The following is a 17145-nucleotide window of genomic DNA, read 5'->3' on the forward strand; positions in this document are numbered from 1 at the left end:
GGCATGCTTCTTGCGTTATAGTTATAGTGTAAAACCAAATTTGAAGGAGTGGAAAAAATGGAGAAAAAAACAATCATGTTAGTATGTTCTGCAGGAATGAGTACAAGTTTATTGGTAACAAAAATGCAAAAAGCAGCAGAAGAAAAAGGAATGGACGCAGATATCTTCGCGGTTTCAGCTTCAGATGCTGACAATAACCTTGAAGCTAAAAATGTGGACGTATTATTACTTGGACCACAAGTTCGTTTTATGAAAGCACAATTTGAACAAAAATTAGCACCAAAAGGAATTCCATTAGATGTGATCAACATGCAGGATTATGGCATGATGAACGGCGCGAAAGTACTTGAGCAAGCTGAAAAATTAATGAAATAATCAATTGGAAAGCTGGAGGTAGAATAGTGGAAGATCAACAGAATCTAGAAGCCATCATGGGATTGATCATGTATGGCGGAAATGCAAAAAGCGATGCAATGGAAGCGATTGCGGCTGCGAAAAAAGGCGACTTCGATTTAGCGGAACAAAAAATCCGTGATGCTGAAGCCTCTCTTATCGAAGCGCATCATTCTCAAACTCAAATGCTCACACAAGAAGCACAAGGAAATCATATGCAAGTGACACTGTTGACGGTGCATAGTCAGGATCATTTGATGACATCGATCGCATTCACAGACCTTGCAAAAGAGATCATTGATTTATATCGTAGAACTTACGTTGAATAACTAAGACCCTTCTTTTTTGAACGGAAGAAGAAAAAAAATTTTTGAACGGATTTTTTTTAATTTGATATAAGGAGTTATTCTTTATATAAAAAAACTTATAGGAGGAAGTAATAATGAATGGATTAACAAGTTGGATGGAAAAATACATCCTTCCAGTTGCCGGAAAAATCGGCGCGCAAAAGCACTTAGTGGCATTGCGTGACGCTTTTATCGGTACAATGCCTGCAACAATGGCTGGATCAGTAGCTGTAATGATCAATGCAATTATTCGTGATTTACCACAGCAATTTATTAGTACGTATGCTGACAGCTTAGCAGCAGACAAAGGTTTTTTTGCCGTATTGAATGTAATCATCGGCATCAATGGGTTCGTTTGGAATGGGACATTAGCAATTGCCGGACTGATCTTTGCCTTTTCATGGGGATATAATCTAGCCCGTGCATATGGCGTCAATGACTTAGCAGGAGGGATCGTTGGGTTAGCAACTTTGATTCAAGGAATCGCTTTTGGCCCGTCATTATCAGCTGCGTTAAATGTCAATGTACCGCAAAATGTTGCAGACGCGATCAATGGTTCAGAAATTGGCGCAACGATTGCTGATGGTACGCTATCAGTTGGTTTATGGGGTTGGTTGAAACTAGATCATTTAAACGGTAATGCCTACTTTACAGTAATGATCATGGGCGCAATCTCGGTTATTATTTTCTGTAAATTGATGCTTGCAAATATTACGATCAAAATGCCAGATTCAGTACCACCGGCAGTTTCTAAAGCATTTGCAGCAATTTTACCAGCAACGATTTCATTATATGTCATCGCTATCATTAATTATGTTGTTGGACGTGTTGCGGATGGTCAATTGATCATTGATTTAGTACAAAAATATATTGCAGAACCATTCTTGGGCTTGTCACAAGGTATCGGCGCAGTATTGATCGTTACAATTTTCGTTCAGATTTTCTGGTTCTTTGGTATCCATGGCCCGAACGTATTGGCACCAGTATTAGAAGGTATTTGGGGTCAAGCACAATTGATCAATATCGATATCTTCCAAAAAGGTTACAATGGTAAAACAGGAACTCCCGCAGTATTGGATGCGATCGAAGATGGTAAAGCATACATGTGGGTACGTGGTTCATTTGATGCATTTGCATGGTTTGGCGGATCAGGTGGTACAATTGTTCTATTGATTGCTATCTTACTATTATCAAAACGCGCAGACTACTTGACTGTAGCAAAACTTTCGATTGGACCTGGTATCTTCAATATCAATGAACCAGTTATGTTCGGTTTACCAATCGTCTTGAATGCGATCATGTTCATCCCATTCTTAGTTGCACCAGTTGTTGCGACAACCATCGGATGGGTAGCAACTTATCTAGGATTAGTCGCACCGGTGTCCCAACAAGTAACTTGGGTCGTCCCACCGTTCTTGCTATCATTCCTTGCAACAGGAGCAGACTGGCGGGCACCGATCGTTACATTAGTATGTATGGTTGTGACCTTCTTGATCTGGGCACCATTCGTCATGTCGGCGAATAAGATGGATCCAGCAGCAGGGGAGCCAAAATAATCTGCTAAAAGGAGTAGGGGCTATGGGCGATGACGATCCGTCAAATCCCTAGCCCTCACTTCATTCAGAAGGAAATCGAGTGAATATGTATAGAAACTAGAAGAATAAAACCAATAGAAAAAGAAAAGAGGAAAACAAATGATTTCAATAGCTAGTGCGATGCAACAAGATGCAATCAAAGAATTATTAGAAGGATACAATGAAGACGGCATGTCCTTTACATTCAAAGAAAAACAAGGAATCAAATTATTCTTTGAAACAAGTGCAGAAGATAAAGAAGCAGCTGCAAAAACAGCAAAAGAATTAATCAAAGCTCAACCATGGGGCACGGTATTATATTTCCAAGCAGCAGCAGTCTAAGAAACAAGATAAGGGTGGTTCAAATGATAAAAAATGGATTGTTTTTATGTAGTATTGGTTCACTGATCATACTATATAGTTTAAATCCCGGAACACAACAATATGATATTTATAGTATGGTCACTGGGTTGTTTTTTGCAGGACTAGGAATCTACTTCTTTTTAAAAGGTAAGAAAAAAGAAGAAGCAAAGGAGAAAAAGAACTAATGGAAATCGTTAAAACACTAAATATTCCGGCATCGTTTTTCTATGATAAAGTGATGGATTCTGTTCTTTTCGATGTCCGTAAAGCCACTGGGAAATCAGTGACACGCAAACAGTTAAAGAATCTTGAATACATCAAACAATTCTCTCAAAATAATCGTGCACGCATTATAATTGAGGAAGTCATTGATAACCAATCTTATAAATTTCGTACCTCAACAACAAAAAATGATTTTGTCGTTCATTATCAAATCAAGCCGATCGATGAGAAATCTTGTGAAGTCCATTATACGGAACAGATGGAATCACACGGAATGTTGCAGAAAATGAATGATATGATCTTAGGAACAATGTTGATGTACTTTAAAAAGAGACGTTTTAAAAAGATGCTAGGAATGATTGAAGAATCCTATTAAACGGGTAGCGAATCTGACCGTAGCACAAAGAGGATAACTGATGATCAAAAAGAGAATAAGTTGTGAAAGCAATGCTCTGATCCAAAAAAATAAGCGCTAAAAACCAAGAATCGGCTATTCTATTTTTTGGTTTTTTAGCGCTATTTTTTAGAAGCGTGTTTTTGACAAGTATACTTTTTAAAGCGATGGTAATCCACCTACTATTATTATTAAGAAAATAATAGTACAATTGGTATAGATATTTAAAGGGAGAAGGGGAAATATGACGGATGTTATAAAAGAATTAGGAAATGGATCGTTAGAAGAAATGTATGCTTTAGCGACCTATGCCTTTAATTCGCAAGATACAGAAGAACGACGTGGACGGTTCAAGCTGATCGTTGAAAATTCATGGAATTATGGCTTTCTAGATCCAGAAGGGCATTTGACAAGTCAAGTGATGGCGACACCTTTTTCAGTGGACTTCCACGGAAAAACTTATTTGATGGCTGGGATCGGCTATGTTGCTTCTTATCCCGAAGCACGTGGACAAGGTGGCATCAATCGGATCATGGAAAAAATCCTTGAAGATTGTCGCGAAAGAAATGTCGCACTTTCGTATTTAGCCCCATTTTCTTATCCTTTTTATCGTCGCTACGGGTACGAGCAATTATTTGACCGAATCAGCTATGAACTAGATAGCCGTGATATGCCGGCAGTAAAAAAAACGACGGGCTTCATGAAACGCACAACGTTTGAAGAATCTGTGGAAGCGATACATTCCATCTACGCAAACATGCCCGAGAGTAAAAGAGGCGGTTTAGTCCGTGAAGATTGGTGGTATTCTTACAAGTTCAAGCAACGAGAAGAGAACCATTATGCACTGTACTATGACCGTGAGGGAAATGCTTCAGGTTATGTTGTTTATAAGTTAGAAGCGCCCACTTTTGTCATTGTCGAAATGGGTTACTTGAACCATGAAGCGTTGAGAGGATTGATGCGATTCATCGGTTCCCATAATGGCGCATTTGCTTCATTTGAATATACTTGTGGTTTTTCCGGACACAGTAAAAATTATTTATTAGATAATCCATTTGCAAAAACAACGGTCACACCGTATATGATGGGAAGGATCGTCGACATCGAGAAATTTATGCAAACCTATCCATTTGAGCAGGACATCAACTTTGCGCTCCATGTAACAGAAGATCCATATGCAAAATGGAATGAAGGCTTTTTTGACATTACTTATGTCAATGGAGTACTTGAAGTAAAGAAAGTCCAACAGACGGAATTACCTGTGGTCAGTGGAACAATCCAAAGCATGACACAATTACTGCTAGGATATCAAACAGTTGAAGCGCTTGCTTTTCATGAAAAAATCAGAGTTGAAAACAAATTGATCGCTGAACTCAGTCAAGCTTTACCGAGTCAACAACCAATTTTAAATGATTATTTCTAAGTTGTAAGAATAGTTTGATAGGGGGATTAAGAAGATGCAAGAGATGAAGTATTGTCAAAGTTGTGGCATGCCACTTGATTCAGAGGAAGTTTTAGGGACAAATAAAGATAAAAGCAAGAATGTCGAGTATTGCAGCTACTGCTTCAAAGACGGTGCCTTTTTAACTGATTATACAATGGAAGAAATGATAGACGTGAGTGTGAAACATATGAGTGAATCAGGAATGCTTAAAGAACAAGGCAAGACAAAAGAAGAAGCCCGTGAATTTATGCAAGGCTTCTTCCCAGAGTTAAAAAGGTGGAAAAATGGCTAAAGACCAGTCCGCTTATGATCCAACGACATCCTCTTATTTCTGAATCGATGTTTTGCATAAAAAAATAAGGCCAAAACCTCAAAAAAGTTAAAACGAGGGTTTTGGTCTTATTTCTTATAATCGAATACTTTTGGCGCAAACTTTGATAAGTTCTTAAACGTTCCTGACTGGAATTGAACCAGCGACCTATCGCTTAGGAGGCGATCGCTCTATCCTACTGAGCTACAGGAACAAGTAGTAACACTATTATTTTAGCGTTTTAAAGGAATAGTTGCAAGCTGATTTTGAAGCAAAACGTTTCCAATAAAGGAATCTAGAGTGGTAGAATGAGGGTGTTGAAGGGGGTTTTGATTATGACTGAGAAACCAAAAGAAGAAGTAATTGCGGAACGTTTGGATGAAACAAAAAAAGAACGGGAAGAAATTACGAAAGATGCGATACAAAAACATGAAGAAGACAAACCAGAACACAAAGAAAGTCGCAAATTTACGTTTACTAAAAAAGAAGATTTATTGTAAAGCGTGTATACACAAACAGACCTGGACATCATGTCCAGGTCTGTTTGTTTTTATCAAGCCCAGTCGCCGTTTCTGAAAATCGGCACTCTTGAGCCATCTTCACGAATACCATCGATATCCATTTGATCAGAACCTACCATGAAATCGACATGTGTTTGGCTTCGATTCAAGCCTGCAGCTGCCAATTCGTCATCGGTCATTTCTGTTCCGCCTTGGACACTAAACGCATAAGCTGAACCAAGTGCTAAATGGTTTGACGCATTTTCATCAAATAATGTGTTGTAGAAGATGATTCCTGATTGTGAAATCGGTGAAGGGTCAGGCACTAAAGCAACTTCGCCTAAACGTCGTGCGCCTTCATCTGTATCTAAAAGTTTTGCTAAGACTTCTTGCCCTTGTTCTGCTGAGAAATCAACAACTTTTCCTTCTTTAAAAGTAAATTTCATTCCAGTAATAGTCGTTCCTGCATAACTCAAAGGTTTTGTGCTTGAAATGTATCCATCAACACGATGGCTATCAGGTGCAGTGAATACTTCTTCGGTTGGCATATTTGCCATGAATTTTTCTTCACGAGCATTATAGCTTCCAGCACCCTCCCATAAGTGGTTTTTCGGTAAACCGATCACGATGTCTGTTCCTGGGGCAGTGTAGTGTAAAGCTGTGAATTGTTCTTTGTTCAATTCTGCCGCTTTTGCCGCTAATTTTTCGTCGTGATTTTTCCAAGCAATCACTGGATCTGCTTCATAAATGCGTGTTGTTTTGAAAATCTCATTCCATAATGCGTCGACTTGTTTTTCCTCTGGAAGGTCAGGGAAGACTTTTGCTGCCCATTGTTTTCCAGCAGCAGCTACGACTGTCCAACTTACTTTATTTGATTGCGTTGCTTTTCTTAGATTCATCAATGCTTTGCCAACTGCTGATTGGTAACTTGCTACACGGTCGTTGTCGACACCTGCGAATGCGTCTGGATCAGAAGAGACGACGCTGATTCTGCTCGCGCCTTTTTCAATCCAATCATCTGCTTGATCGATTTTGTATTGTGGGACTTCTGTGATTCGATCATCTGCTGCATGAGTCAGGAATTCTTTTTGGATGATATCATCCGTCCATTGAACGATCACTTCAGCTGCTCCTAAACGGTAGGCTTCTTTCGTGATCAGGCGAGCTAAATCAGCTTGTTCTACATTGATTTGTAAGACTACTGTATGCCCTTTCGACACGTTTACCCCTGTTTCTGCAATTAAACGTGCGTATTTTTCTAAATTTTCATTAAAATCAGGTGACATAATTAAATTCCTCCTCATCGTATTTTTGGTAATTACTCATTATATAATAACATTTAATTAGAAGTGAAACAAATAAACATCTGATAAAATAATCATTTGTTTTTAATTAGAAAACAAAAAAATGCGTTAATATCCGTCAATAAAGGCAGAAAAATTTGCAAAAAAATAAAAAAACAAGTTTTGCTTATTAGAAAAAAATGGTACAATAGTACTAATCAATGGTGGAAGCGTTATAAAAAATTTCAAGGAGATTAGAAAATTATGGCAAGAAAAAAACAATAACGAAAGAGCAGATTTTGGCCGCCGCCTATGAAGTTGCAGCCAATGAAGGATTTTCAAAATTCACTGCGAGAAACATTGCAAATAAAATGAACTGCTCTACACAACCAATCTATTTAGAGTTTAAAAATATGGATGATTTGAAACATGCGCTGTTTGAGCAAATCTACGATTATCTAAAATACGAAGTCTTTCCTGTAGAACATACCGGCAACACGATTGTCGATCTAGCGCTGAATTACATCCATTTCGCAAATCGTGAAAAGAAATTATATAGCTCCCTTTACTTGGAAGAGTATGGTGGCGGAAGAGAGATGCAAAATTTCTCCTATAATTACTTTATGGACGTAGTGAAAGAAGATCCAAAGTACATGGACTTGCCAAATGATAAACTAGTTTCGCTTCTCAACGGGACTTGGATCATTGCAACAGGTATCGCAGCCTTGATGTCATCGAATATCATCCATCCGACTGATATACAGATCGAAAAGATGATCCAAGATAGTATCAATGCCATTCTAAGCTTAAAAGATCCGATTGAAGTAGACTGATTCGTTTATTTGAAAATTGATCGACCCCATTTGATAGTAATGCCTTGATTTACAAAACGTAATGCTTCTAAACAAAAAGAAGGATGTGGTAAACACATCCTTCTTTTTGTGATTAAGATAACTTGGATACAAGAGATTTTGCGAATGCTTCAAGATTTTCAATGTCTTCTTCTTCCGCATTTAAATCAACTTTGACACTTTCAGCACCCTTGACAGCACCAGTTTTTGCAAAGGCAGCATCAAAATCGTCAACTGACTTACAAAACTCATCATAGAAAGTATCTCCAGAACCACAAACCCCATAGATTTTTCCAGGTAGTTCAAGTTCTTGTAAATCTTCATAGAAGTCAACGATTTCGTCAGGTAGATCACCGTCATCGTATGTATAAGTAGCAACTACACAGATATCTGCCTCTTGGAAATCTTCCGCATCTACTTGTGTACATTCATTGATTTCGACATCGATATCCATATTTTCTAGAGCCTCTGCAACAATATCAGCGATTTCTTCCGTGTTACCAGTCATACTTGCATAAACGATTTTTGCTAAAGCCATAAGGCGCCTCCTAAAATTTTAATGAATAGCATTTCAACAATTATCAATTATACCAAAAGTTTGAGAAAAAGGAAGCAAGATTTGTAAGCGTACTAAGGTGTTTGGCTAAATACTTACTACTATGTTAAAATAAAAAGGATTTGTAAAAAGGAGACGAGAATAGATGATAACATTAAAATCAGCACGTGAGATCGAAGCAATGGCAGAGTCTGGTGCATTATTAGCAGATGTACATAAAAATCTGCGAGATTTCATTAAACCAGGAATTACTAGCTGGGATATCGAAGTATTTGTACGTAACTATATTGAGAGTCATGGCGGAATCGCTGCACAAATTGGATTTGAAGGATATGAATATGCGACATGTATCAGCATCAACGATGAGATCTGTCATGGATTTCCTCGAAAAAAACCACTTAAAAGCGGTGATTTAGTAAAGGTAGATATGTGTATTGACTTAAAAGGCGGAATCTCTGATTCTTGTTGGGCATATGTAGTTGGTGAATCAACCCCTGAGATCGATCGCTTGATGGAAGTAACTAAAAAAGCGCTATACATCGGTATCGAACAGGCACAAGTCGGTAATCGCATCGGTGATATCGGACACGCGATCCAAACATATGTAGAAGGGGAAAACCTTGGCATCGTTCGCGATTTCATTGGTCACGGTGTCGGACCAACGATCCATGAAGAACCTGCTGTTCCACATTATGGTCAACCAGGCAAAGGATTACGCTTAAAAGAGGGCATGGTCATCACGATCGAACCAATGGTTAATACCGGAACGTGGAAAATGAAAATGGACCCAAATGGCTGGACTGCATATACTAGAGATGGTGGATTATCATGTCAATATGAACACACATTGGCCATCACCAAAGACGGTCCAAGAATTTTAACTTCTCAAGGTGAAGAAGGAACTTACTGATTCGTTCCCAAAATCATCAGTTGAAAAACTGTTTGAGTAACTAGAGAATGTTTTCGGTGACCAAATTTTTCAAGAGATAAATAAAGTAGTTCAAATACTGACGCCTACAATATTAAAGTAGAGATTGAACGATAGATAAAACAATCGATTCGATTCCTATTTGAAGTTTAGAATTGGAGGTGTCTTTATTAGATAAACGGTGTTCAAGAAGCAACACTTCAATAATAAGCCAAAAAAATCAAAAATGAAAAAGCCATTTTCGATTTTTCTGTCTTATTACTCAGTGCTGAGCGCTTCTTTTACAACCTTGATAAACGGTGTTCGAAAAGCTGACCTTCAACATTAAGCTGAAAAATCAAAAAATATGAGAAGCTATTTTCTGATTTTCCATCTTACTGCTCAGGTCAAAGCGCTTTTCTCACAACCTAGATAAACGGTGTTCGAAAGCCAGCTCCTTCAATATTAAGTCAAAAATTGAAAAAATATGAGGAGCTATTTTCTCAATTTATGCCTTAATACTCGGAGCTGAACGGCTTTCTCACAACCTCGAACAGGAGATTACTATGAATATTTTGGACAAAATAAAACAACATAAGAATTTAATGCGTTTTATTGAGACGACGCAAAAGAGGATCGTTGATTCGGAAATGGGGACGACTTCAGTAGTTGTTGCTTATTATTTACTATTATCTTTGTTTCCATTGATTATTGCGTTTGGAAATATTCTGCCGTATCTTCAAATCGATCAAGAAACTGTATTGACTTATATTCGCCAAGTGATTCCTGAAACAATCTATCAGTTTATCGGTCCTGCGGTGAAAAATTTGTTGACGCAAAGTTCTGGTAGTTTGTTGTCAGTTTCGGCAATTGCGGCATTATGGTCAGCAAGCCAGAGTATCAATGCATTACAGATTGCAATGAATAAAGCTTACGGAGTAGAAAATAGGAAAAATTTTATCATTGTCCGTTTCTTTTCTTTAGTGGTCATCTTGTTATTTATGATTGCCATTAGTGGCGTCACATTAGTTCTTGGATTAGGACAAATGATTTTAGAGGCGATACAACCGATATTTAAAATACCTGTTAATTTTATTGACCAATTCCAAACATTGAAATGGCCGATTACTTTGGTCGCTTTGTTCGTGATTATGTTTTTGATTTATTTGATCGTCCCAAATGCGCAATTGAAATTTAAAGCAGTGATTCCAGGGGCTGTCTTTGCAACAACTGGCTGGATGTTACTATCGCAAGTTTTTGGGATCTATGCTCGTTATTTCGCTACGCGTGTTAGCGGTTATCAAATCATCGGAAGTTTTATCGTTTTGATGCTTTGGTTAAATTTTGCTGCCACGATCATTATTCTTGGCGGAATCATCAATGCTGTTGTGCAAGAGTACATAACAGGAAATGAAATAAAAGAACGTAAAAATGTTACGTCAAAATGGTTTAATAAACTAAAAAATAAATTTTCTCATAAAAAAAAATAGAAACACGAGTTCTTATTGTAAAATAGCGACAGTGTTTTATAATTATTATTGACTCTTTAAATAAAGTAGGTGCCCATATGCTGGTTTCTTTTAGTATGGTAATAAGGATTTTTTTGACAATTTTATTGTCTTTGATATTGACCCCCATCTTCAAAATCATTTCAGTACAAACTGGGATGGTCGATAAACCGAATGAACGACGAATAAACAAAGTGCCGATGCCTTCAGCTGGTGGTTTACCTATCTTTGTTACTTTCGTGATATCTAGTTTATTTTTGTTCAAAGATATTATCCCTAAATTTTATATTCTTCCGATTTTATTAGCGGCATCGGTTATCGTTTTGACTGGTTTGCTTGATGATAAATACGAATTATCACCAAAACAAAAAAGTATTGGGATTTTGTTAGCGGCATTGATCGTCTATTTCATTGCGGATATCAGGATCGATTCTTTTACGTTGCCGTTCATCGGTTATGTCCAATTAGGTTGGCTTAGTTTTCCGGTCACCGTGTTTTGGATTTTTGGTATCACCAATGCAGTCAACTTGATTGATGGTTTAGATGGCTTAGCGGCAGGAATATCATTGATTGGCTTAATGACCATTGGCATTATTGGCTACTTTTTTTTACACGCATCAACAGTATATATACCTATTGTTATTTTTTGTTTAGTCGCGAGTATCATAGGATTTTTCCCTTACAATTTTTACCCAGCTAAAATTTATTTAGGGGATACTGGGGCACTTTTCTTAGGTTTTATGATGGCTGTATTATCACTGCAAGGATTGAAGAATGTTACGTTTGTTTCATCTATTTCTTTGTTGATCATCATGGGCGTGCCTGTAACTGATACTTTTTTTGCAATCATTCGTAGGAAAGCGAACCGTGTGTCGTTTTCTACGGCAGATAAGAAGCATTTACATCACCGATTGCTCGCTTTAGGATTTACCCATAAAGGGGCTGTTTTGACGATTTACTCCATTGCGTTGATGTTCTCGTTCACTGCGATGATCATGAATTATACAGGAAGCTTTGGTACGATCGCCTTGTTCTTAGTGATGTTATTTGCTGCTATTTTATTATTTGAATTGATCGGATTGATCAATGAAAAATACCAGTTTATTCTAAAAACGTTACGCTTTTTAGGAAATAAAGAATATCGTACACAAGTGATGCAGAAATACTTTAAGAAATGGAAAAGACCTTAATGGAGAACAATAAAAATAAGCCGATTTTAATCAGCATTGTTACAGCAAATAGTAAAAAAATATTTCAGACATTGGATACGATCATTGCAACGATCGGTGAACAACCGGCAGTTGAATTTCAAATTTTTGATAATAACTCGACACCTGAGTATCAAGCTCGTTTACGCGAGTATTTAAAATATCCGTTCATGAATATTTATTTCAATAACGAAAATCGCGGCTTTGGTTATGGGCATAATCATACATTACTGCAAAGCTCTGCACGATATGCGGTGATTTTTAATCCAGATATCTTAGTGGATGAACAGACGGTGATCGATCTTGTTGCACGATTAGAAGCACACCCTGAATGTGCGATGTTGGCGCCTAAAATCTTGAATGAAGATGGGACGACCCAATACTTAGTTAGACAGCGTTTAGCGTTATTTGATTATATCTTGCGCTTTATCCCTTTTGATTTTGTTAAAAAAATGTTTGATCGTCGATTGACTCGTTTTGAATGCCGTGATTTACCGGACGATCATGATTCTTATGTTCGAATGATTTCTGGTAGTTTTATGGTAGTAGATGTTGCAAAATTCCAATCAGTCAACGGCTTCGATAACCGTTACTTTATGTATTTTGAAGACAATGATCTTTGCTTGAGTTTTGAAAAAGCGAATGAAAAAATACTTTATACCCCTCTTTCCACCGTCGTCCATTTGTATGGAAAAGGAGCACATCGGAATTTTAAGCTTTTTCGCATCTTTTTAAGTTCAATGATGAAATTCTTCCATAAGTGGGGGTGGACTTTTTTCTAATGTCACCTGAAGTAGCAGTAGTGATCGTGTTGTATCACCAAAAAATCGACCAATCTCCTTCTTATGATTGTCTACAAACAGCTGTACAAGCTGGAAAAATTGAACTAATTATTTTCGATAATAGCCCAGTGGCGCATGATGATTTACTTTATTCTGAAAAAAATGTCCAGTATCACCATGATCCATCGAATCCAGGTCTTGCTGTTGCCTATAATTATGCTATTGACCATGTTTCTGATGAAGTGCAGACATTGGTGACGTTGGATCAGGATACAGAGATCGATGCAACTTATTTTGAAACTGTTGCACAAATTTCTTGGAATAAGGAACAAGTCGCTGCTGTTCCTATGGTGTTTTCTGGGCCAAGACAGATTTCGCCAGTTTGGGCTGACCAATACATCAATCGTCATTTCGAAGTGATCGAAGAACCTGTGACGACACCTCGGCGAATCATGGCGATCAATTCAGGTGCTGTTTTTTCTCTCACTTTTTTAAGAGAGATCAATGGCTATAACACAGAATTTCCGCTCGACTTTTTAGATCATTGGCTCTTTTGGCAAATCAAGCAATTGAACAAGCAAATAGTCGTTCTAAATACTAGAATGAACCATGATCTCTCAGTATTAGATTATAAAAAAGTGAACGTAACACGCTATCAGTCGATTTTGACTGCTGAATCAAGATTTTATCAGAAATATGATCAACAGCACTTGGCTCAACATCGAAAGCAGTTAGTATTAAGGATGGCCAAGCAATTTTTGACTGTCAAGAATCGTCAAATTTGGCGAATGACTTTACGTTCGTTTGTTGAGAATTGGAAGGTGTGAAATGATGCGATCGGTTTGTATAGCAACTTTTAATGGTAGTGCGTATTTAAAAGAACAGTTAGATAGTATCTTAAAACAACTTTCTCCAGAGGATGAAGTGATTATCTCAGATGATGGCTCAGTTGATGATACTTGGTTGATTTTAACGGAATATGCAAATAATGACCCGCGTATCAAACTTTTTGAAGGACCTAAACAAGGGTTGATCAAAAATTTTGGCTTTGCGATCGAACAGGCTCAAGGAGAGCTGATTTTTTTAGCAGATCAAGATGACGTCTGGTTAGATGGAAAAGTAGAGAAAATCACACGATCTTTTCATTTACATCCTGATCAATTAGTAGTTGTTTCAGATCTAGTGATCGTAGATAGCGAATTGAATGAGATCCATCCATCTTACTTTACTTTTAGAAAATCAAAAGAAGGTTGGTTGATCAACTTGATCCGTAGTAATTACATTGGTGCCGGTATGGCATTTCGTTCTTCATTAAAAGAAACGATTTTACCGATACCTGATAATGTACCGATGCATGATATGTGGATCGGGTTGCTTGCTGGTAGCCATACTTCTTTTATTCGAGAACCTTTGACTCTTTATCGGAGACATGATTTCAATGCAAGTGAAATTGAAACGAAGAGTAGCTGGCGACAGAAAATCGCATGGCGATTGCATTTGATCCAAGCACTCGTTCAGCGAAAATGGAGAAAACATCGCTAAAAGATATTGTTAAATTCGCAAGAAATCCATGACAATTAGTTGGATTGATGAGATAATAACAAAAGTAAAAATCAAAAATAAAGGGGCGCTTATATTCATGAAAGGAATCATCCTTGCGGGAGGAAGCGGAACACGCTTGTATCCTTTAACAAAGGCAACATCGAAACAGTTGATGCCAGTATACGATAAACCAATGATCTATTACCCAATGTCTATCTTGATGTTGGCAGGTATTAAGGAGATATTGATTATTTCTACCCCTCAAGATACCCCACGCTTTAAAGAATTATTTGGGGATGGGCATGATTTAGGTATCCATCTTGAATATGCTGTTCAAGAAAGTCCAGATGGATTAGCCCAAGCCTTCATCATTGGGGAAGAATTTATTGGTGATGATAGTGTTTGTCTTGTTTTAGGAGATAATATCTATTATGGTGGTGGACTATCAAAAATGCTGCAACGTGCTGCCTCAAAAGAGAGTGGAGCGACTGTTTTCGGTTATCATGTCAATGATCCCGAACGTTTTGGTGTAGTCGAATTTGATGAAAATATGCAAGCTCTTTCCATTGAAGAAAAGCCAGAAGAGCCAAAATCAAACTATGCGGTTACTGGACTTTATTTTTATGATAACGATGTGATTTCAATTGCAAAAGAAATCAAACCATCTGAACGTGGTGAACTTGAGATCACAGATGTCAACAAAGCTTATTTAGAAAGAGGCAAGCTTTCTGTAGAAATCATGGGACGTGGCTTTGCCTGGTTAGATACAGGTACACACGAATCCTTACTTGAGGCTTCTACATTTATTGAAACGATCGAAAAACGTCAAAACTTGAAAGTTGCCTGTTTAGAAGAGGTTGCTTATCGAATGGGCTACATCGACAAGGAGCAACTAGCAGTTTTGGCAGAACCACTGAAAAAAAATCAATATGGTCAATACTTATTAAGATTGGCTGCTGAATAAGGAGTTTTTAGTGATGAAAGTGACGGATACTAAATTAACAGATGTTAAAATCATTGAAATGGACGTTTTTGGCGACCATCGAGGTTTCTTTACAGAGAGCTATTCAAAAGCAAAATTTGCAGAACATGGCTTAGATTTTGATTTTGTTCAAGATAATCATTCTTTATCAGCTGAAGCAGGTGTGATTCGCGGCTTACATTTTCAAAAAGGAGCATCGGCTCAAACGAAATTGATCCGTGTCACTTCAGGTGCAGTCTTAGATGTGATCGTCGATATTCGTAAAGGTAGTCCAACCTATGGACAGTGGGAAAGCTACATCCTATCTGAGCACAACCATCGTCAATTACTTGTGCCTAAAGGATATGCCCACGGTTTTGTGACGTTGACACCAAACGTGAACTTCCTTTATAAATGTGACAACTATTATGATGCAGCAGCAGACGGTGGCATCGCATTTGACGATCCGGACTTAGCAATCGATTGGCCGATCGATCTTTCAAAAGCAATCATGTCTGAAAAAGATCATAATCATCCTACGCTGAAAGAATTTGAAGCAGAAAACCCATTTGTTTATGGTGAAATCTAACATTTGATGAGGAGAAATATTAAATGAAAAATATCATTGTTACTGGTGGAGCAGGCTTCATTGGATCAAATTTTGTTCATTATGTTGTAAAAAACCACCCGGAAGTACATGTGACAGTTTTAGATAAACTAACTTACGCAGGAAACAAAGAAAATCTAGCTGGGTTACCAGCTGACCGTGTGGAACTAGTGGTCGGAGATATCGCTGATGCGGAAGTAGTTGATCGATTAGTTGAAAAGGCAGACGCAGTCGTTCATTATGCGGCTGAGTCACACAACGATAATTCGTTGAAAGATCCGTTCCCATTTGTACACACAAATATCATTGGAACGTATACGTTGCTTGAAGCTTGCCGAAAATATGATGTTCGTTATCATCATGTTTCTACGGACGAAGTTTACGGTGATCTACCATTACGTGAAGACTTACCAGGTCATGGTGAGGGCGAAGGTGAGAAGTTTACTGCGGAAACACCTTACAATCCTTCAAGCCCATATTCTTCAACAAAAGCTGGTTCTGATCTATTAGTGAAAGCATGGGTCCGTTCATTTGGCTTAAAAGCGACGATCTCTAATTGTTCAAACAATTACGGGCCTTATCAACACATTGAAAAGTTCATTCCACGTCAAATCACAAATATTTTGAGTGGTATTCGTCCTAAGTTGTACGGAGAAGGGAAAAATGTTCGTGATTGGATCCATACGAACGACCACTCATCTGCCGTATGGTTGATTTTAACTAAAGGAAATATTGGCGAAACGTATTTGATCGGTGCTGACGGTGAGGAAGATAACAAAACTGTGATGGAAATGATCTTAGAGTTGATGGGGCAACCAATGGATGCTTATGAACATGTAAAAGATCGTGCTGGTCATGATTTGCGTTATGCAATCGATTCAACAAAGCTTCGTCAAGAACTTGGCTGGCAACCAGAATTCACTAATTTCCGTGATGGTTTAGCAGAAACGATCAAATGGTATGAAGAAAACCAAGAATGGTGGAAAAAAGAAAAAGAAGCAGTTGAAGCAGCTTACGCTAAAAATGGACAATAAGAGGAGAGCATTCATACTCCCTCGGACGTGCTGCGTTGATTAGAGCGGATGATCTTCTCTGATTAGATGTTTTTCTTGCTTGAATGGCTAGCTAGAGAAACTCAACCTCTTTTAAATAGTCGTTGAAGGGGCACTGCGTTTAATGGACGCTGCCCCTTTTTCCATGCAAAAGATTTTTAAGTACGCTTGGTGGATGCTCATCCTCTCGAAAAGCGAGAACCGATATGGTAGAATAAGTTTGGTTCTGAACACATAACAAACATCTATGTCTTCGAACAAACAGATATATATGAACCAAGCATGTACAAAAAGAAAACAAGATAACTACTCACACTTTTTTACAAAGAACACGTTAAAAA

Annotated in this window: 21 protein-coding genes and 1 tRNA gene; 19 read left to right on the forward strand and 3 right to left on the reverse strand. The window is 37.9% G+C overall.

Features of this window, described 5'->3' with window-relative positions; translation table 11 throughout:
- The first annotated feature begins 57 nt into the window (after window positions 1-57).
- The 8 genes from IGL24_RS04490 (at window position 58) to IGL24_RS04525 (ending at window position 5029) form a co-directional block, all read left to right on the forward strand.
- Window positions 58-375 (forward strand): PTS sugar transporter subunit IIB, encoded by a 318-nt coding sequence (locus IGL24_RS04490; RefSeq protein WP_206858096.1) that lies wholly within the window; start codon window positions 58-60, stop codon window positions 373-375.
- A gap of 26 nt (window positions 376-401) precedes the next feature.
- Window positions 402-722: a PTS lactose/cellobiose transporter subunit IIA gene (locus IGL24_RS04495; protein WP_207700145.1), complete on the forward strand. Its 321-nt coding sequence runs from the start codon at window positions 402-404 to the stop codon at window positions 720-722.
- A gap of 113 nt (window positions 723-835) precedes the next feature.
- A complete protein-coding gene (locus IGL24_RS04500) occupies window positions 836-2296 on the forward strand; it encodes a PTS sugar transporter subunit IIC (RefSeq protein ID WP_206858100.1) in 1461 nt (486 codons plus the stop codon).
- A gap of 138 nt (window positions 2297-2434) precedes the next feature.
- Window positions 2435-2656, forward strand: coding sequence for a hypothetical protein (locus IGL24_RS04505; protein ID WP_206858102.1), 222 nt, complete (start codon window positions 2435-2437; stop codon window positions 2654-2656).
- 23 nt (window positions 2657-2679) lie between these two features.
- Complete coding sequence (locus IGL24_RS04510; protein WP_010735959.1) at window positions 2680-2862, forward strand: DUF3188 domain-containing protein; 183 nt, start codon at window positions 2680-2682, stop codon at window positions 2860-2862.
- On the forward strand, window positions 2862-3275 hold the full coding sequence (locus IGL24_RS04515) for a DUF3284 domain-containing protein (protein ID WP_206858104.1): 414 nt from the start codon (window positions 2862-2864) through the stop codon (window positions 3273-3275). The genes IGL24_RS04510 and IGL24_RS04515 overlap by 1 nt, the downstream gene beginning before the upstream one ends.
- 262 nt (window positions 3276-3537) lie before the next feature.
- Window positions 3538-4716, forward strand: a complete 1179-nt coding sequence (locus IGL24_RS04520; RefSeq protein ID WP_207700146.1) for a GNAT family N-acetyltransferase — start codon at window positions 3538-3540, stop codon at window positions 4714-4716.
- Window positions 4717-4750: 34 nt separating this feature from the next.
- Window positions 4751-5029 carry a zinc ribbon domain-containing protein gene (locus IGL24_RS04525; protein ID WP_206858107.1) on the forward strand — a complete coding sequence of 93 codons (279 nt, stop codon included), beginning with the start codon at window positions 4751-4753 and terminating at the stop codon, window positions 5027-5029.
- A gap of 158 nt (window positions 5030-5187) precedes the next feature.
- Here IGL24_RS04525 and IGL24_RS04530 read toward each other — a convergent pair.
- Window positions 5188-5261: transfer RNA gene (locus IGL24_RS04530), tRNA-Arg, on the reverse strand.
- Window positions 5262-5382: 121 nt separating this feature from the next.
- On the opposite strand from IGL24_RS04530, the gene IGL24_RS04535 reads away from it, so the two are divergent.
- Window positions 5383-5547 (forward strand): hypothetical protein, encoded by a 165-nt coding sequence (locus tag IGL24_RS04535; RefSeq protein WP_206858109.1) that lies wholly within the window; start codon window positions 5383-5385, stop codon window positions 5545-5547.
- A 53-nt stretch (window positions 5548-5600) separates the two neighbouring features.
- Here IGL24_RS04535 and IGL24_RS04540 read toward each other — a convergent pair whose 3' ends face one another.
- Window positions 5601-6833, reverse strand: a complete 1233-nt coding sequence (locus tag IGL24_RS04540) for an aminopeptidase (RefSeq protein ID WP_207700147.1) — start codon at window positions 6831-6833, stop codon at window positions 5601-5603.
- 239 nt (window positions 6834-7072) lie between these two features.
- Here IGL24_RS04540 and IGL24_RS04545 point away from each other — a divergent pair, with 239 nt between their 5' ends.
- Window positions 7073-7663, forward strand: a complete 591-nt coding sequence (locus IGL24_RS04545; protein WP_429968514.1) for a TetR/AcrR family transcriptional regulator — start codon at window positions 7073-7075, stop codon at window positions 7661-7663.
- 112 nt (window positions 7664-7775) lie between these two features.
- Here IGL24_RS04545 and IGL24_RS04550 read toward each other — a convergent pair whose 3' ends face one another.
- Entirely contained in the window at window positions 7776-8219 is a 444-nt protein-coding gene (locus IGL24_RS04550; RefSeq protein ID WP_206858114.1) for a flavodoxin, read from the reverse strand.
- Between the two features lie 163 nt (window positions 8220-8382).
- Here IGL24_RS04550 and map point away from each other — a divergent pair, with 163 nt between their 5' ends.
- The 9 genes from map (at window position 8383) to rfbB (ending at window position 16786) form a co-directional block, all read left to right on the forward strand.
- Entirely contained in the window at window positions 8383-9147 is a 765-nt protein-coding gene (gene map / locus IGL24_RS04555) for a type I methionyl aminopeptidase (RefSeq protein WP_206858129.1), read from the forward strand.
- A 563-nt stretch (window positions 9148-9710) separates the two neighbouring features.
- Window positions 9711-10634, forward strand: coding sequence for a YihY/virulence factor BrkB family protein (locus tag IGL24_RS04560; RefSeq protein WP_206858130.1), 924 nt, complete (start codon window positions 9711-9713; stop codon window positions 10632-10634).
- Between the two features lie 77 nt (window positions 10635-10711).
- A complete protein-coding gene (locus IGL24_RS04565) occupies window positions 10712-11842 on the forward strand; it encodes an MraY family glycosyltransferase (RefSeq protein WP_206858133.1) in 1131 nt (376 codons plus the stop codon).
- A complete protein-coding gene (locus tag IGL24_RS04570; protein ID WP_207699708.1) occupies window positions 11842-12642 on the forward strand; it encodes a glycosyltransferase family 2 protein in 801 nt (266 codons plus the stop codon). Before IGL24_RS04565 ends, IGL24_RS04570 begins: the two co-directional genes overlap by 1 nt.
- Window positions 12642-13469 (forward strand): glycosyltransferase, encoded by an 828-nt coding sequence (locus tag IGL24_RS04575; RefSeq protein WP_206858144.1) that lies wholly within the window; start codon window positions 12642-12644, stop codon window positions 13467-13469. The genes IGL24_RS04570 and IGL24_RS04575 overlap by 1 nt, the downstream gene beginning before the upstream one ends.
- A gap of 4 nt (window positions 13470-13473) precedes the next feature.
- The gene (locus tag IGL24_RS04580; RefSeq protein WP_206858328.1) at window positions 13474-14184 is read left to right on the forward strand and encodes a glycosyltransferase family 2 protein; all 711 of its coding nucleotides are present in this window, start codon (window positions 13474-13476) and stop codon (window positions 14182-14184) included.
- A 97-nt stretch (window positions 14185-14281) separates the two neighbouring features.
- Window positions 14282-15148 carry a glucose-1-phosphate thymidylyltransferase RfbA gene (rfbA, locus tag IGL24_RS04585; RefSeq protein ID WP_206858151.1) on the forward strand — a complete coding sequence of 289 codons (867 nt, stop codon included), beginning with the start codon at window positions 14282-14284 and terminating at the stop codon, window positions 15146-15148.
- A 13-nt stretch (window positions 15149-15161) separates the two neighbouring features.
- A complete protein-coding gene (rfbC, locus tag IGL24_RS04590) occupies window positions 15162-15734 on the forward strand; it encodes a dTDP-4-dehydrorhamnose 3,5-epimerase (protein WP_206858158.1) in 573 nt (190 codons plus the stop codon).
- 23 nt (window positions 15735-15757) lie between these two features.
- Window positions 15758-16786: a dTDP-glucose 4,6-dehydratase gene (gene rfbB, locus IGL24_RS04595; RefSeq protein WP_206858160.1), complete on the forward strand. Its 1029-nt coding sequence runs from the start codon at window positions 15758-15760 to the stop codon at window positions 16784-16786.
- Window positions 16787-17145 lie beyond the last annotated feature (359 nt).

This window comes from Enterococcus sp. DIV2371 (assembly GCF_050498525.1).
Lineage (GTDB): Bacteria > Bacillota > Bacilli > Lactobacillales > Enterococcaceae > Enterococcus_B > Enterococcus_B mangumiae.

Excerpts from the sequence above, each read along its gene's own strand:
- IGL24_RS04490 (WP_206858096.1), top strand. The coding sequence starts at position 58 with ATGGAGAAAAAAACAATCATGTTAGTATGTTCTGCAGGAATGAGTACA.
- IGL24_RS04500 (WP_206858100.1), top strand. The coding sequence starts at position 836 with ATGAATGGATTAACAAGTTGGATGGAAAAATACATCCTTCCAGTTGCC.
- IGL24_RS04505 (WP_206858102.1), top strand. The coding sequence starts at position 2,435 with ATGATTTCAATAGCTAGTGCGATGCAACAAGATGCAATCAAAGAATTA.
- IGL24_RS04510 (WP_010735959.1), top strand. The coding sequence starts at position 2,680 with ATGATAAAAAATGGATTGTTTTTATGTAGTATTGGTTCACTGATCATA.
- IGL24_RS04515 (WP_206858104.1), top strand. The coding sequence starts at position 2,862 with ATGGAAATCGTTAAAACACTAAATATTCCGGCATCGTTTTTCTATGAT.
- IGL24_RS04520 (WP_207700146.1), top strand. The coding sequence starts at position 3,538 with ATGACGGATGTTATAAAAGAATTAGGAAATGGATCGTTAGAAGAAATG.
- IGL24_RS04525 (WP_206858107.1), top strand. The coding sequence starts at position 4,751 with ATGCAAGAGATGAAGTATTGTCAAAGTTGTGGCATGCCACTTGATTCA.
- IGL24_RS04535 (WP_206858109.1), top strand. The coding sequence starts at position 5,383 with ATGACTGAGAAACCAAAAGAAGAAGTAATTGCGGAACGTTTGGATGAA.
- IGL24_RS04540 (WP_207700147.1), bottom strand. The coding sequence starts at position 6,833 with ATGTCACCTGATTTTAATGAAAATTTAGAAAAATACGCACGTTTAATT.
- IGL24_RS04550 (WP_206858114.1), bottom strand. The coding sequence starts at position 8,219 with ATGGCTTTAGCAAAAATCGTTTATGCAAGTATGACTGGTAACACGGAA.
- map (WP_206858129.1), top strand. The coding sequence starts at position 8,383 with ATGATAACATTAAAATCAGCACGTGAGATCGAAGCAATGGCAGAGTCT.
- IGL24_RS04560 (WP_206858130.1), top strand. The coding sequence starts at position 9,711 with ATGAATATTTTGGACAAAATAAAACAACATAAGAATTTAATGCGTTTT.
- IGL24_RS04565 (WP_206858133.1), top strand. The coding sequence starts at position 10,712 with ATGCTGGTTTCTTTTAGTATGGTAATAAGGATTTTTTTGACAATTTTA.
- IGL24_RS04570 (WP_207699708.1), top strand. The coding sequence starts at position 11,842 with ATGGAGAACAATAAAAATAAGCCGATTTTAATCAGCATTGTTACAGCA.
- IGL24_RS04575 (WP_206858144.1), top strand. The coding sequence starts at position 12,642 with ATGTCACCTGAAGTAGCAGTAGTGATCGTGTTGTATCACCAAAAAATC.
- IGL24_RS04580 (WP_206858328.1), top strand. The coding sequence starts at position 13,474 with ATGCGATCGGTTTGTATAGCAACTTTTAATGGTAGTGCGTATTTAAAA.
- rfbA (WP_206858151.1), top strand. The coding sequence starts at position 14,282 with ATGAAAGGAATCATCCTTGCGGGAGGAAGCGGAACACGCTTGTATCCT.
- rfbC (WP_206858158.1), top strand. The coding sequence starts at position 15,162 with ATGAAAGTGACGGATACTAAATTAACAGATGTTAAAATCATTGAAATG.
- rfbB (WP_206858160.1), top strand. The coding sequence starts at position 15,758 with ATGAAAAATATCATTGTTACTGGTGGAGCAGGCTTCATTGGATCAAAT.